Genomic DNA, 14,384 nt, shown 5'->3' on the forward strand with positions numbered 1-14,384 from the left:
TACAAAGGGCGTAATTGTAGCTATTGTTTTTGAGGAAATATCCGTGACATATGTTTTTGTTATCTGATCAATTTTATTGAAAAGTTGCGTGAACACTGTAAAGTCCATGGAATTCCTCTTTAACGAATTTTCAACTTTTTATATGATTTTTAAGCATTTTTCGTTGAGTTTTTTAGGATAGAATTAAATTTCGTAGATCTTTTCAGTCTATGAGAGAGAACTGAATATTATGCACTAACCTTTGCTTTTTATGAGCATACAGGAAAAATAATATACGAAATATTGTTATAAAAAGCCTTATCTAATAAATCTTATGGTAGGCATTTTCGTGTTTTTACTATTCAAAATTTTTATGTTATGTTTATCCTTCTGCTGTCTGATAAGTGTATATTCAGCATTGCGTAAATGTGTGACCATTTGTAGTTTTGCTGTTTCATTTTGTAGCATAGCAAGCATTCCGATTATATGTGCTTGTAACTCAGCAATACTTTTTAGATCTTTTGTTGTCGTGATTTCGTTTAATAGTTTTTCAATTTGCTGAAAACGATTGTTTGCTTCTTCAAAAGTCTTTAGACTTACGGCTTTATCAGTGATGGCTGCATATTGGCTACGCTTGTTGATAAAATTGCTAGATTCATGGACAGAGACAGGAATTTCTTCTTCTTTTAAAATATTTTTAAGTGATGTAGCTAGAGCAGAAGATTTATTTCTATTGTAGAGCGTCTCCGGATTTTTGAGAAAAAAACTGCCGTGATCTGTTTGTGCGTTTTTAAGTTTTTTAGTGTCGAATTTTTGGCTTCCCGTTATAGATTCGTGTATCTTTTTTACTTCCTCAAGTTGTTTTTTTAGTGTATCGAGAAGTGGGTCAGGTGGCGCTTTCTTTTGTTGTGGAGGTTTTTTAGGTGTTGGTTTACGTGAAGATAAACCGCCAAAAAAATTGGGCCACGTCGTTGGAATTGATGCTCCCAAATCCGCCGCCCCAGCGCCCCAAACCCAAGCCATCGCTGGGTTTGAAATCCCTAAAGTTATTACAACTACTATTGAAATGACCTTTTTTTTCATGTTTCCCTCCTGTCATTTTTTGCGTGCTGTAAGAAAATTGGTAACCATATTGCTGGATCATCACCAACTTCTGCGATAATGCTTTCGGCTAACTCTGCGTTATCAGGCGTTCCTGATAACACCAAGAGCTCGTCACTAAAGTCGTGTTCGATGGTTTTTCCATCGCGTGTCAGATGGAATTTACCAAGATTCAGTTCTGCAAGCGCAGATTGATCACCCTGCTTAATGAGGAATTGGCGACTAAACTCACCAAGTCCTTTAACGAGTTCAAATTCGGTATCTGTTAGTTTAAAGCCTTTTGTATAATCTTCATAATTTGCTTTGGGATTGGCTAGAAAAATGTAAGTTGCACACTGTTGAATGAGTGTTTTGGCAATATTACTTTCCAAGGCATCGCTAGGCTCTTGTGTTGCGTAAACAAAAATACCATTTTGTTTACGGATAGTTTTTTGCTTATTTTTCGCCAAATCTTCAAAGTAAGGATCTTGCAAAGGCTTCCAAAACTCATCAAAGATATACATAAATCGCTGTCCGCTAATCATGCCTTCTGTGCGATAAAGCAAATACATCATCACTGGAGTGCGAGTTTCAACATTATCTAAAAATTCCGTGATATCAAAGCCGTAAATTTGATGTGTTGAGAGATCAAGAGCATCATGAGGATTATCAAACAACCATCCATAATCACCACCTTCACACCATTTTAGTAAGCGAGCATGAACAGATGGGTGAGCATTATAATCACTTAAACGTGGATTTGGTAAAAATTGTACCAGAAAAGACAAACGACGGAGTGAGTGGTCAATGTTACTGCTCATAACAGACATAACCGCTTTGTTAATTTCTTCCTCGTCGTGATGCGTGACCTCACCACCAGCTTCTGCTAATTTTTTAACAAATTGTTTCAAAAAAATCAGATTTTCTTGTGTGGGGGGGAGTTGGAAAGGATTGAAACCACTTCTCCTGCCTGGCTTGAATGTTAAATATTTTCCACCCATTGCTCGAATGGCAATTTCCATGCCACGATCTTTATCAAAAACAACTGTTGTTGGCTTAAATTTTTGTGCTTGTGCTACCAAAAATCCGAGTAACACGGTTTTACCGGAACCGGATTGTCCGATAAGTGCGGTATTACCGAGCAAACGCTTATCTGTTGAGTCCTCTTCAAGTTTGGAGGCATGAAAGTTGAAATAAAGCGGTGTTTTACTGGTTGTTTTAAGGATTGTAACGGCTGGTCCCCATGGGTTGCCAGTGGGTTTTCCTGACATAAAGTTATGAAAAGATGAAAATGATAAAAAGTTCAATGATGTAATCGGAGCAGGACGCGGTCTCCATTTCCAATTGCCAGGAAGTTGTGCCCAATAGCCAGCCTCTATTGCTAAGTCTACAGGTTTGGGGAGTAGCGCAGCGTCTAGTAATGCTGCACTCGCTTTAGCCATATGGTCGCGAACTTGTTGAATTGTATCACCATAGATCGTCAATGTGCAGTGATGTTCTCCCATGACAAAATGCCCACTGATAAGCTGGTTTAGTGCTTCGTCAATTTGTTCAATTTGGCTCGTTGCCACATCTCGTGCATCAATAAGGTTACGCTGATGCCGTTGTAAATAGTCTTTAGCAGCATGTCGGGAGAGCACCGAAAAGCTCTGCGTCAATACGAACTCGAAGTCACTTTCCAACAAAACATTTAATTGTCCTGGTTTGGTTGTTGCATCATATTCTTTAATTTCCAGCATTCCAAATCGACGCATTCCACTGGTTGTTCGCAGTTCACCAAGAGCGCCCCATTTTGAGAAAAAAGGTCGATTGACAGACATATAGTCAGAAAAACGGTCCTGGCAAATTGGCATGGGGCGATATTCACCATTGACAAGCATTCCAAGGAACTCAAGTGCAGAAGAATAAGCATGCCCATTTTTTTCATAAGCACCAAGAAGTTCTGCACCGTAACGGTTTAAAGATTGGCCTAAAGTACGATTGATGTCATTGAGTTCTTTGATACATGAGTCTTGTCGCATCTTTTTTTGATCAAGCGTTTCACGTTCATGTTGAGAAAAGAACGACATAATTTTATCCGCTATCGGTTGAAAAATGACAGTCAGATATAAATCATTGACCATCAAATTATAACCAGTAAAGCTTTGTCGATATTTTTCATCAAGTTGATAGCAAAACATTTGATCAAATGTTGAATCAGGATATTCATAAACACGGCGGCGCACAATATGCGTCCAAAATGATAAATTGGCTGATGCAAGACCCCGTAGAGTATTGTTAAGCTCTTTTATCCATTGAAAAATATCTTCTTCTGAAGCGCTTTGATGCGAACGCCCATCAATTTTCCAAATTGACAAATATTCCGCATTTTTAGTAGAAATAATCGTATCTGTAATATGATGTGAATAAGGCAGAAACAGGCTTACAGGTGCCTCTGATGCAAGGCGTTTGCTGCTTTCAACAGCTGTCATGTTTATCTCCTTTTACTATAATCAGAGGGACTATAACTTGATGCGCCCCAAAAACCTTTGTTGCGATTGCGAAATTTAGTATCGATCCATAACCACCAGATACGAAACGCCTTATCATCGTTTTTAGTAATTTGCACCATAATGAACCATAATGGAGGTGCCATAATCCACAAAAAGATACTTACTGTCATGGCAATAACAGCGACCCCCATAACCATAACGATAAATGGCATCATGGGGACACCCCATATCGTTGGAACACGTGTTGCTCCTTTGAATAGGGGGAATTCTTTTTGTTCTTGTGATTTCATGGGGTGCTCTTGTCAGTGGAGGTGAAATAATATGTGGCTAATATAAAAGGCTGCACCAGCAATAATGACACTGAATGCCCATCGCATAAATGTAGCTCTTGCAATGATGCGAAATATATAAATAAGCAAAAGAAATAAAAGACTAATGATGGCGACGATAGGAATAAGTATACTTAATCCATATTGCATTCCTATGAAGGCATCCAAGCTCTCAGTTTCCGTCTGAGCATATGCAGACTGCGTTATTAATAACATCATTGAAGTGATAATAATAATAACGTTAATCCTATTGTACGTCTTCGCTTGAAACGTCTTTGATTGTTTCATATCCTTTATCCCCTTTTAATTAAAGTTGCTATAAATAATTATTCCTTTTTTCAGTATGGCTACATTATTACTGGTACACACCTATAATCGATGGATATTAAAAACATTACGTATTATACTGATTCATGAATTACCTTTCAATAATATTGTAAGAAGTTTGGCTGTAGAGGGCATGATAATAAAACTGATTGTCTATCGTATAAACGTATTGTGTTGTATTATTTGTAATTGATGCCATTATTACGCTGTTTTAAATAGCAGTGTAACAAATTGGGTTGCAGAACCTGCGATGACAACACCGATTGCCCACCGTACAAAAGTATCTTTTCCGATGTAGCGCCCTGCATAACCAATTGCTAAGCACAACAGTATAACGGCAGCAGCGATAGGGATAATCGCTTTCAAGTCTGTCTGTAACTCTGTTAGAGCAGTCGATGCATTTTTTAAAGTTTTTACTTGGGCTTGTGCATGAACAGAACTATTCATAAAGAACGCAGTTATAGCAGCAGAAATTGCGATGATTTTGTTGTTACTTTTCGATTTGAGATTAATTAAATTTTGCATATTTCACTCTTATTAAAATCTAGATAATATTTTTGTATAAATAAATATATTGTATTTTAAAATTTATAATTGATGCCATTATTACGGTGTTTTAAATAGCAGTGTAACAAGTTGGGTTGCTGAACCAGCGATAACGACCCCGATTGCCCACCGTACAAAAGTATCTTTTCCGATGTAGCGCCCTGCATAACCAATTGCTAAGCACAACAGTATCACGGCAGCAGCGATAGGGATAATCACTTTTAAGTCTGCTTGTAAATCTGTTAGAGCTTTCGATGCATTTTTTAAAATGGCTGCTTGTTGAGCATAAGCAGAACTATTCATAAAGAACGCAGTTATAGCAGCAGAAATTGCGATGATTTTATTGTTACTTTTCAGTTTGAGATTAATTAATTTTTTCATATCTCACTCTTATTAAAATTCTAGATAATATTTTTATATAAATAAATATATTGTATTTTAAAATTTATAATTAATTCCATTATGGCTTAAATAGCAGTGTAACAAGCTGGGCTGCAGAACCTGCGATGACAACACCGATTGCCCACCGTACAAAAGTATCTTTTTCGATATAGCGTCCTGCATAACCAATTGCTAAGCACAACAGTATAACGGCAGCAGCGATAGGGATAATCTTTTGAATATCGCCCTGTAAATCTTCTAGAGCTTTCTCTGCATTTGTTAAAATACTTGCGTTGGCGGCATAAGCAGAACTATTCATAAAGAACGCAGTCATAGCAGCAGAAATTGCGATGATTTTGTTATTACTTTTCGATTGAATACTAATTAACTTTTGCATATTTCACTCTTATTAAATCTAGATAATATTTTTATATAAATAAACATATTATATTTTAAAATTTATAATTGATGCCATTATTACGTTGTTTTAAATAGCATTGTAACAAATTGGGTTGCTGAACCAGCGATAACGACCCCGATTGCCCACCGTACAAATGTGTCTTTTCCGATGTAGCGTCCTGCATAACCAATTGCTAAGCACAACAGTATCACGGCAGCAGCGATAGGGATAATCACTTTTAAGTCTGCTTGTAAATCTGTTAGAGCTTTCGATGCATTTTGTAAAGTTGTTGCTTGGGCTTGTGCATGAGCTGAACTAGCCATAAAAAACACAGTTAAAGCTGCAGAAAATGCAGCAATTTTATTACGAGCTGTTGTGTGAAGAATATTTAATTGTTTCATGTTCTTTATCCTGATTAAGATTAAAACTCCCACAAATGACCCCTCGTTCATGAAGAAACTTAAAAAGATATTTTGGATCAGCCCAAGTTCTTAGTTTTCCTCTTTGTGTAAGTAACGTATATTTATTTGGCTTTCCGGTGATTGGATCATCGGAAATAAACGTAAAATACCATTCTCTTTCTGAAAGCATTACGACTGTAATCTCACGTGCTGCTTTTTGACTAAATGCTATATCAACACTGTTTTGTTCTATCATTTTCATTATCTTTGCCCTCAATTAGAAGAGATTTTGTCCAATCTTACTAATTAGAGCTTTAACATTTTCTTATCTACCTTTCATTATAATATCCTATCAAAATTCTAGGGTTTCGTGAAAATATCAGTTGTCACTCTAACGATCCTCTCGATGAAGAAGAATCTTCAGTTGAAAAAGCATCGCTGGTGCCACTTTCTTTATGTGTAAATGCATCTTCCTCTCCTTTTGAAGCGAGAGGAAGAGAATCTACGTTAGTTGTCTGTTTTGGTTCTTCTTTTTTAAGCTTTACAGGCTCCTGCAAGTCTTCATTCCCTCGTACAGCAGATTTTACTCCAATATATGAAGTAAATTTCTGCATAGAGGTGTGGTTTGAGTTTTCTGTGTTGTAAAAATTTAGCACAGACTGGAAAGTCGCTTTTTCAAAGATGCACTTTGATGTTGTTTGTTCATAGCAGTAAGTTAAAGTGCTTTGTACAGTTGTAATATTTCTGTAAAAATCAAATGCATCAAAAAGAGAAAACAATTTCACATTTCCAACATCAATTTGCCCTAAAATTATGTTAAAATTATGTTCACTTTGTTCAGCTGTTGCGATTGTTTCCTTAAGCTGAGATGATTGATAGAAGAAGTTATCTTTACCATGTGTCGTATAGACATTGTCACGCGCTTCTTGTTCGGCAATAACTGAAAATGTTATGGGAGGCGTATTGGATATGTATGCAGCAGCAAAAAAGGTGAAGTCTGGAACAATCATTAGCAATACACCTTATTATTAAGAATTTTATTAATACAAATACTAATTCTTTGTGGTGCTTTTTCTCGTTGTTTTTTGATTTTATAAATTTGCAGAATGAGATTATTTAGCTTAGAATATTCCTTGTGATTATTGTTTTGTTCTCTTCTAAGAATATTTCTAATATAGGCGAATATCCAACCAACAAGATGAAAGTGCGGAATAAAATAGAGCACATTACGCCAATCAATATTATTGGAATCACGAAAAAAGGCGCTGCTTTTAAAAAATAATAATCTTCGATACTGTATTGAAGCTGCTTGTTTTATATAATTCTCTAGTTGCAAAAATCTTTTCAAAAAAAATTTATACGAAGTAAAAAGCCGTTGTGTATGAGGGGAGGTTTTATTGTCATAATGAACTACACTATCATTATACAGAGAGGGCTTGTTCTTTGTTGCGTATTGCCATAACTTATAGAGTGACGATTTATATTTACTTTTGACTACTGATTCATGAGAGTCAGAGAGGTGTAATGGTGTTTGAGCACTGCATTTAGTAGTTCCAGCGATTGAACTGAAAAAAGATGCAGTGGTGGTAATTGATATACCAATAAACAGTTCTTTGTGGTCCAAAGCACATCTCCGTCAAAGTGATATATGTATCGTAATTTTAATTTCGATAATAAATAGACAGAAATTGTCTATAATTGTGTTTAAAATATGGCAAGAAAAAATTCTTTTTTGCAAGGGGAGTAATTAAGGTGAATGATCTCAAAAATATGAATTTTGATGAACTACAAGAGATGCGTACACAAATCGATGTGGAATTAAAAAAACGGCAAGCAAAGGAAAAGCAAAATGCACGACGAAAAATTCTTGAAATTGCTAATGCCCATGGAATTGATATCGCTGATCTTGTAAGCAAAGAGCGCCATTATAGAAATCCCAATAACCAATGGGAATTATGGAATGGGCGTGGACGTAGACCTAAGTGGATTAAAGAGTGGTTGGAGAATGGGTATACACTTGATGAACTTGAAGTAACATAACACGTGTGCGATATTTACAAGATAAGGGAATACCAAGGAATGTAAATGCAAGAAGTATGCTCTTTTGGGTAATTTGATTGTATAAACATACTGAACGAATATGTTAAGGTATTGAGTGATCAAATAAAATGATAGGGGGCATGAACAAATGTATTTAAATGAAAAGGGTTTTGTTGTTATAATCTGGTAAGCATCATGATGATGCCAGATTAAAATATTGCAATTGCTTTTGGCATTTGAGAGAGGGGGATATTTTACTTCTTTTTATAGTTTTATTGACTCTATTTATAAAAATGGTCGAAATGAGAATAATTTATTGCATAGGGATTTTCACTCAATATGTAAAATGATAATTTTATCAATTAATATGTTAATAAATTAGCATACTTATATTTTTGAAATATTGTTCTGTAGAACAAGCCTGATGTTGTAGATTTTGTTTGCTCTTTTTTCTGTAAGATTATATGTGAGGCATTTACTTTATTTATTATTCATTTTGTTGAGATGAGTGAGTGTGTGGGAAATGAAAAATTTCTATGGCTGTTATGGGGTTTATAGAATTTATGACATATTTCTGAGCATTTGTGATTAAAATTCATTTATGAGCATTTATGAATAATGAATAAAGAGCATATTTGAAAATAAAAGGATTGAGTCATTTCTATTGCGGTTTATCTTCTTTTATGGTGTAAAATAGGGGGGTGATATGCAAGTTTACAATTGTGTGTAATGGTATAGAGTGCGGAACATTTTGTTATATATTAGAATATTTTTTCTAAAATCGTGTGGTATTCCACAATAAGTTAAAGGGTTTGTCTGAGAAGCAGAATACCCCAAACGGAATACAGTTGTGTTACCAATTTACGCGCTTTTTTTAAAAGAAAAATTTTTCAATGCAACGAAGCTTATTTTATGGTGCTTTTCGTGAATAGTATAACGTGAAAGTCCCTATGATTACATAAAATCCATTTTTGTACGCCAGCATTTTTATTTCAATAAAAAATATAAGTCGGCGCCATTATACACTTTACTCGCCTCCAATGTTACTAAAACCTAGTACTTGAGAGGGTGAGGTTTTTTATTGCTTTGTTTAATTGTTTTTATTTATACGACATTCTCGCTTGTGATGTGCAAGTGAATGATTTTGATTGCTTCAACATGAGAGAGATTTGAATTAAGGGTATTTTATGATCGTTAGATTTCTCACTCAATATGAGAACAATGAATTTATTATTATAAATAAAATGTTGTGTGCTAAAAAAGTCTTGTTTATTTCGTTATGCCGTAAAATGGCTTCTTTTAAGGTGTGGTGATATAAGGCAACCTCTTTGAGACATTAAATGTTTTTTTCAGTGCGTGGTGAATATTCTTAGAATGTATCTCGCTTGTCGAGTCTTATGTTAAGTGAAATATGGGAGGAGGAAGTCAAGAGAAAATTACTCGACAGGAATCTGGTTTGTAAACAGATTAGATGAGATAGGAATTTTTTGTTCTTTGAAGGAGGGAGGCAAAGGTTGTAAAAAAAGTGAAATAGGATGAGTTTTTGCTTAAAGTGGGAAGCCGTGTAGAAGACGTGGGGCATTTGGAGTGAGACCGGCAGCTTCTTGAATAAAGTATTTTTTTATTTTTGGCGCTTGATTAACGATTCCAAGGCCGGTATCGCGGAGCATTCGTAAAAGAAGGCTATCATTAGAAAAGAGTTTATTAAGCCAATCATTGCTTAAAGCCATACGGACAACTTCAAAACGTCTCCAGCTTTGATAGCGCTCTAAAGCAGTGAGGGAGCCAATGTCAAGACCTAGTCGTGCTGTTTCAATAATTACTTCAGCGAGGGCAGCGCTATCGCGTAATCCTAAATTGAGTCCTTGTCCTGCAATGGGGTGGATGGTATGGGCGGCGTCGCCAACGAGAGCAAAACGTGGCTTAACGCATTGACGTGTTAAAGAAAGACTCAAAGGAAAAGCTTGACGTTCGCCATTCCAAGAGAGTTTGCCTAATCGATGGCCAATGCGTCTTTCGAGTTCTGTTTCAAAAATAAGGGTATTAGCTTTGAGATAATATTGCGCAGTTTTATGATCTTCATTCCACACAATGGCGGATCGGTTGCCTTTGAGAGGGAGAAGAGCAAAAGGACCGGCAGGTAAAAAATGTTGAATTGCTTGACCATTATGGGGTTTTTCATGTTCAACTGTGCAGATGATTGCTGTTTGTTTATAGGGATGAGAGAAGTTTTTAAGACCTGCTTTTTGGCGTAATTTCGAATGGGCTCCGTCGGCTGCAATAAGCAATTTTGTTTGCCAAACCTCTTCATTATTTAAAGTGATGGTTTTATGTTGGTCTTCTTGATGAAAATCAATGACACGCGTGTTTGAAATAACAGGAATATTGAGATCTTTGACACGCTTTTTTAAAGTGTTTATGAGTTCTCTATGCTCTATCATAGCAGCAAAGGGCTCACCAGGGTTAATGTCGCCTTCAAAGGTTAAAAGAGTGGGTTTGACAGGGTCACTTGTGCTTGTATCTGTTATGATCATTGAATGAATGGGTTGCGCATAGGATTTTATAGGTTCCCAACATTGTAATTGTTTTAACATACGAATAGAAGCAGCAGTAAGGGCAATGGTTCGTATGTTAGAAGCAGGAGTATCTCCTTGTGAAGCAGCATCAACGATTTTTATTTTCAGATTAGGGGCTGTTTGCTTGAGTGCTATCGCTAAGGTTAAACCGACAGCCGCCCCCCCTGCAATGAGAAGATCACATTGTTTATTTTTATGAGATTTAATTTTTTTATTGGGTTTTACGTCTTTATTGCGATTAGAACACACAATACTTCTTCCATTGTTTACAGTTTGCTTTCTTTTAAAAAGAATATCTTTTTAAATTGCCTAAAATATCTTAACGTTTACTTTTCTCTCTGCTTTACAAAAACGAGGTTTCTTTTTGGCGCCAATCTGATGACAGATTGATTTTTCATAGTTCTTTTGCTTCATCATTTATGTGATTCATTTTACAGATTTATTGGATAAGCTTTTTTGAATGTCCTCTTCAATTCTTTTTACACTTGGTTGATAAAAAAGAAAACTAAAAATAAACAAAGATGATCGTATATTTTTTAAGTTGTATGAATTACTTTAGTATGTTTGCACTGAAGGGGAATATTTAGTTAGTATGATAGATAAAAAATTGTGTTCATTCGTGATAGTTAAAACAGTATTCATATTTTGCTGTTATCATGATGTGGCGTAAAAAACATCATCTGTTTAGGAAGGCGCCTATAGGACCCATGTAAAACTTTACACATGAGGTGTTTTTTAGTTGATCGTGTGATAAATATTCTGGGAGAGCTTTTTGTGCGCCTTATGAAGGATTGTCTCTTAGGGTGGTGATATATGAGTGATATGAAGTGGTTAGAAGGTAGAACGCGCTAGATAAGACGTCGGATTGTTTACAGGCTATTTGTTTACAGATCGGCACAGAGTTTAAGCTTCATCCGTTTTTAAGAGAGAGGGAGTTATAACTCTTTAAAATATGAAAGTTTTGTATTTGGAATTGATAGATGCACCGAAGTTCTTCTCCTTATGATTCATTAGAAGTGCGAAATTCTCAAGGTTCGCGTCTTATTGAGATGTTTTTACGTCAGATAGGGGTATTTATTGGGCTTGGGCTTTTGGGCTTTATTATTTTTTGTGTGTTTGCTTTGGCGACGTGGAATGTTGAGGATCCATCTTTAACCCATGCAAGTACAAATGAGGTTACAAACCTTATGGGGTGGATGGGGGCGATTTTTTCAGATTTTATTATGCAGTTTTTTGGCTTGGCAAGTCTTCCTGTTTTGTTGCCGCCATTATTTTGGTCTTTTCTCTTGTTGGCGCAAAAGAATATCTATAATTTGACTTTGCGCTTTTTTTTATGGGTGCTATCAACGATTTGCTTTTTAATTGCTTTTGCCCTTATGTCACCTGTTGCTTCTTTTACTTATTGGCCATTGCCAATGGGATTGGGAGGGGTTGTAGGAGATAAAGCTTTAAGTGTTGCTTCTTCAGTCTTTCCTCTTTTTCTTTCTCCTCTTTACACGGTGTTTTTCAGTGTTGTTTTTATTCTTTTAGGTTTTTTCACTGCTGCTTTTGCTGGCAATGTGATATGGCGGCGTCGAACAAAGAAAAGAAAAGAAAAAAGCACTCCAAAAGATGCAATCGTTAATCCAGTCTTTGAATTGGAAGAAGATACGGAATATGCCGCCGAGGATGATCGTGAAAATCATGGTTTTTTTGCGACAACTTTTGGCGCCCTTTTACATCTTTTTTATTTTTTACAAGCGCGTTTCTTTCGTTTGTTCTGTTTTAAAAGGCGTTTTCAGAGTAAGGGGCAAGGAAAGCCATTTGATCGGATTGAGCCAACTTTTTTGGGTGAAAAAGTAAAGTGTGAGGAAAATCAAAATAAAGCCTATGTTTCTCCTGTAAAAAATCGAAAGTCTTTAACAGCTTCTTCAAATGGTGGTTTTGTTCTTCCTCTTGTAGACTATCTTTCGGTTCCACCACTATCTGTTAGGGATGCAAAACTTTCTCCTGCTGTTTTAAGAGCAAATTCTCAGGAACTTGAAGGGGTTTTGTTAGATTTTGGAGTTAAGGGGCAAATTATTGATGTTTGTCCTGGACCGGTGGTAACTTTGTATGAATTTGAACCGGCTGCTGGCATTAAGTCTTCCCGTATCATTGGTTTGGCAGATGATATTGCACGCTCAATGCGTGCGATTTCGGCGCGTGTTGCGGTTGTTCCAGGGCGTAATGTGATTGGAATAGAATTGCCCAATGCAAAGCGTGAGATGGTTTATTTACGAGAAATGTTGCAGGCGCAGGAATTTATTGAAAGCAAAGCAAAATTAGGGCTTGCTTTGGGTAAGACAATCGGGGGGGAAGCTGTTATTGCAGATTTAGCAAAAATGCCCCATCTTTTGGTTGCTGGTACAACAGGATCGGGAAAGTCTGTTGCTATCAATACAATGATTTTATCATTGCTTTATCGGATGACACCTGAACAATGTCGTCTCATTATGGTGGACCCGAAAATGCTTGAGCTTTCGGTTTATGATGGTATTCCCCATTTATTAACGCCCGTGGTGACAGATCCTAAAAAAGCCGTGACTGCTTTAAAGTGGGCTGTTCGTGAAATGGAAGAGCGCTATAGTAAAATGTCAAAACTGGGCGTTCGTAATATTGATGGGTTTAATGCACGTCTCAAGGAGTCAGAAAGTCAAGGAGAGACAATGGTGCGTACAATTCAAGTGGGCTTTGATCATGAAACTGGTGAGCCTCTTTATGAAACGGAAACACTTGATTTTAGTCCTATGCCCTATATTGTTGTTATTATTGATGAGATGGCTGATTTGATGATGGTTGCTGGTAAAGACATTGAAGGAGCGGTTCAACGCTTGGCACAAATGGCGCGTGCTGCCGGTATCCATGTAATTATGGCAACCCAGCGTCCTTCCGTCGATGTTATTACTGGGACGATCAAAGCCAATTTTCCTACACGTATTTCTTTTTCTGTAAGTTCAAAAATCGATAGCCGAACAATTTTGGGCGAACAGGGGGCTGAGCAATTATTGGGACAAGGGGATATGCTCTTTATGATGGGAGGAGGACGTGTTCGACGTGTGCATGGTCCTTTTGTTGCGGATGATGAAGTGGAGCAAGTTGTTGCGCATCTCAAAGCGCAAGCACGACCTGATTATTTGGAAACAATTACGCAAGAAGTTGAAGAGGATGGTGCTGGTGTTTCTTTGGCTTCTCCTTCAGAAGATGATCCCTATAGTCAAGCTGTTGCTATTGTGCTTCGTGATCGTAAGGCTTCGACTTCTTATATTCAACGCCGTTTAGGCATTGGTTATAACCGTGCTGCGACATTGATTGAGAGGATGGAAGAAGAAGGTATCATTAGTCCAGCAAATCACGCAGGGAAACGAGAAATTTTAGTGCCTGCCGAAGAAGAACGCTTTTGAAAAATCTTTATAGTTGTTTTTTATAATATCTTATAAAACAATTGTTTATCCCACTATATCGTAGAAAGTCTGCATTTTTATACACCAGCTCTCGATTTGCGATAGCTCTTTGGCATTTGGGATTCTTTATAAGGGAATCCTTTATCTTATATAACTTTTATCCACACACCAACCTTGCTTGTAACGTGCAAGCAAATGATTTGAATTGATTCAATATGAGAGGGTATGTGATGAGAGAATCTTCCTGTATTTGGCATTATGATTTAAGTTAAAAAGATAATTTATTATAAATCAATATCCTAGTATAAAATAATGTCATTGCGAATGTAGGGGTATAAAAGTATGTAAGGCTTGATATTTAAGTGTTTTTTTAAGTGTGCTCTAAATATTGAGGGCAAGGCTTATCTGTCG

Annotated in this window: 14 protein-coding genes and 1 pseudogene; 2 read left to right on the forward strand and 13 right to left on the reverse strand. The window is 36.5% G+C overall.

Annotation, left to right across the window (positions count from 1 at the left end; all coding sequences use genetic code 11):
* The 12 genes and pseudogenes from ACFIKO_RS05685 to ACFIKO_RS05740 form a co-directional block, all read right to left on the reverse strand.
* Nucleotides 1–108: pseudogene (locus tag ACFIKO_RS05685) on the reverse strand (trwi protein); the annotation flags it as partial.
* Between the two features lie 189 nt (nucleotides 109–297).
* The gene (locus ACFIKO_RS05690) at nucleotides 298–1,062 is read right to left on the reverse strand and encodes a type IV secretion system protein (RefSeq protein WP_375673490.1); all 765 of its coding nucleotides are present in this window, start codon (nucleotides 1,060–1,062) and stop codon (nucleotides 298–300) included.
* A complete protein-coding gene (locus tag ACFIKO_RS05695; protein ID WP_375673491.1) occupies nucleotides 1,059–3,530 on the reverse strand; it encodes a VirB4 family type IV secretion/conjugal transfer ATPase in 2,472 nt (823 codons plus the stop codon). Before ACFIKO_RS05695 ends, ACFIKO_RS05690 begins: the two co-directional genes overlap by 4 nt.
* 2 nt (nucleotides 3,531–3,532) lie before the next feature.
* Complete coding sequence (locus tag ACFIKO_RS05700) at nucleotides 3,533–3,841, reverse strand: type IV secretion system protein VirB3 (protein ID WP_375606609.1); 309 nt, start codon at nucleotides 3,839–3,841, stop codon at nucleotides 3,533–3,535.
* 12 nt (nucleotides 3,842–3,853) lie between these two features.
* Nucleotides 3,854–4,168: a conjugal transfer protein gene (locus tag ACFIKO_RS05705; RefSeq protein WP_375673492.1), complete on the reverse strand. Its 315-nt coding sequence runs from the start codon at nucleotides 4,166–4,168 to the stop codon at nucleotides 3,854–3,856.
* Nucleotides 4,169–4,408: 240 nt separating this feature from the next.
* Nucleotides 4,409–4,732 (reverse strand): VirB2 family type IV secretion system major pilin TrwL, encoded by a 324-nt coding sequence (trwL, locus tag ACFIKO_RS05710; RefSeq protein ID WP_375673493.1) that lies wholly within the window; start codon nucleotides 4,730–4,732, stop codon nucleotides 4,409–4,411.
* Nucleotides 4,733–4,813: 81 nt separating this feature from the next.
* Nucleotides 4,814–5,134, reverse strand: a complete 321-nt coding sequence (trwL, locus tag ACFIKO_RS05715; protein ID WP_375673494.1) for a VirB2 family type IV secretion system major pilin TrwL — start codon at nucleotides 5,132–5,134, stop codon at nucleotides 4,814–4,816.
* Between the two features lie 79 nt (nucleotides 5,135–5,213).
* Nucleotides 5,214–5,531 (reverse strand): VirB2 family type IV secretion system major pilin TrwL, encoded by a 318-nt coding sequence (trwL, locus tag ACFIKO_RS05720; protein WP_375673495.1) that lies wholly within the window; start codon nucleotides 5,529–5,531, stop codon nucleotides 5,214–5,216.
* Nucleotides 5,532–5,611: 80 nt separating this feature from the next.
* Nucleotides 5,612–5,935, reverse strand: coding sequence for a VirB2 family type IV secretion system major pilin TrwL (gene trwL, locus ACFIKO_RS05725; RefSeq protein ID WP_375673496.1), 324 nt, complete (start codon nucleotides 5,933–5,935; stop codon nucleotides 5,612–5,614).
* Nucleotides 5,898–6,197, reverse strand: coding sequence for a KorA family transcriptional regulator (korA, locus tag ACFIKO_RS05730; RefSeq protein ID WP_015857010.1), 300 nt, complete (start codon nucleotides 6,195–6,197; stop codon nucleotides 5,898–5,900). The genes trwL (ACFIKO_RS05725) and korA overlap by 38 nt, the downstream gene beginning before the upstream one ends.
* Before the next feature lie 124 nt (nucleotides 6,198–6,321).
* Nucleotides 6,322–6,945 carry a TrwN protein gene (locus tag ACFIKO_RS05735; RefSeq protein ID WP_375673497.1) on the reverse strand — a complete coding sequence of 208 codons (624 nt, stop codon included), beginning with the start codon at nucleotides 6,943–6,945 and terminating at the stop codon, nucleotides 6,322–6,324.
* On the reverse strand, nucleotides 6,945–7,559 hold the full coding sequence (locus ACFIKO_RS05740; protein WP_375673498.1) for a hypothetical protein: 615 nt from the start codon (nucleotides 7,557–7,559) through the stop codon (nucleotides 6,945–6,947). The genes ACFIKO_RS05735 and ACFIKO_RS05740 overlap by 1 nt, the downstream gene beginning before the upstream one ends.
* A gap of 128 nt (nucleotides 7,560–7,687) precedes the next feature.
* Here ACFIKO_RS05740 and ACFIKO_RS05745 point away from each other — a divergent pair, with 128 nt between their 5' ends.
* The gene (locus ACFIKO_RS05745; protein ID WP_015857007.1) at nucleotides 7,688–7,975 is read left to right on the forward strand and encodes an H-NS family nucleoid-associated regulatory protein; all 288 of its coding nucleotides are present in this window, start codon (nucleotides 7,688–7,690) and stop codon (nucleotides 7,973–7,975) included.
* 1,547 nt (nucleotides 7,976–9,522) lie between these two features.
* Here ACFIKO_RS05745 and ACFIKO_RS05750 read toward each other — a convergent pair.
* Complete coding sequence (locus ACFIKO_RS05750) at nucleotides 9,523–10,800, reverse strand: ubiquinone biosynthesis hydroxylase (protein WP_375673499.1); 1,278 nt, start codon at nucleotides 10,798–10,800, stop codon at nucleotides 9,523–9,525.
* Nucleotides 10,801–11,531: 731 nt separating this feature from the next.
* Here ACFIKO_RS05750 and ACFIKO_RS05755 point away from each other — a divergent pair.
* Entirely contained in the window at nucleotides 11,532–13,973 is a 2,442-nt protein-coding gene (locus ACFIKO_RS05755; RefSeq protein WP_375673500.1) for a DNA translocase FtsK 4TM domain-containing protein, read from the forward strand.
* Nucleotides 13,974–14,384: the final 411 nt, after the last annotated feature.

This window comes from Bartonella sp. TS82HLJMH (assembly GCF_042193495.1).
Classification (GTDB): domain Bacteria; phylum Pseudomonadota; class Alphaproteobacteria; order Rhizobiales; family Rhizobiaceae; genus Bartonella; species Bartonella grahamii.

Bases quoted from the DNA above. Each gene is read 5' to 3' on its own strand.
- ACFIKO_RS05690 (WP_375673490.1), bottom strand. From the start codon at position 1,062: ATGAAAAAAAAGGTCATTTCAATAGTAGTTGTAATAACTTTAGGGATT.
- ACFIKO_RS05695 (WP_375673491.1), bottom strand. From the start codon at position 3,530: ATGACAGCTGTTGAAAGCAGCAAACGCCTTGCATCAGAGGCACCTGTA.
- ACFIKO_RS05700 (WP_375606609.1), bottom strand. From the start codon at position 3,841: ATGAAATCACAAGAACAAAAAGAATTCCCCCTATTCAAAGGAGCAACA.
- ACFIKO_RS05705 (WP_375673492.1), bottom strand. From the start codon at position 4,168: ATGAAACAATCAAAGACGTTTCAAGCGAAGACGTACAATAGGATTAAC.
- trwL (WP_375673493.1), bottom strand. From the start codon at position 4,732: ATGCAAAATTTAATTAATCTCAAATCGAAAAGTAACAACAAAATCATC.
- trwL (WP_375673494.1), bottom strand. From the start codon at position 5,134: ATGAAAAAATTAATTAATCTCAAACTGAAAAGTAACAATAAAATCATC.
- trwL (WP_375673495.1), bottom strand. From the start codon at position 5,531: ATGCAAAAGTTAATTAGTATTCAATCGAAAAGTAATAACAAAATCATC.
- trwL (WP_375673496.1), bottom strand. From the start codon at position 5,935: ATGAAACAATTAAATATTCTTCACACAACAGCTCGTAATAAAATTGCT.
- korA (WP_015857010.1), bottom strand. From the start codon at position 6,197: ATGAAAATGATAGAACAAAACAGTGTTGATATAGCATTTAGTCAAAAA.
- ACFIKO_RS05735 (WP_375673497.1), bottom strand. From the start codon at position 6,945: ATGATTGTTCCAGACTTCACCTTTTTTGCTGCTGCATACATATCCAAT.
- ACFIKO_RS05755 (WP_375673500.1), top strand. From the start codon at position 11,532: ATGCACCGAAGTTCTTCTCCTTATGATTCATTAGAAGTGCGAAATTCT.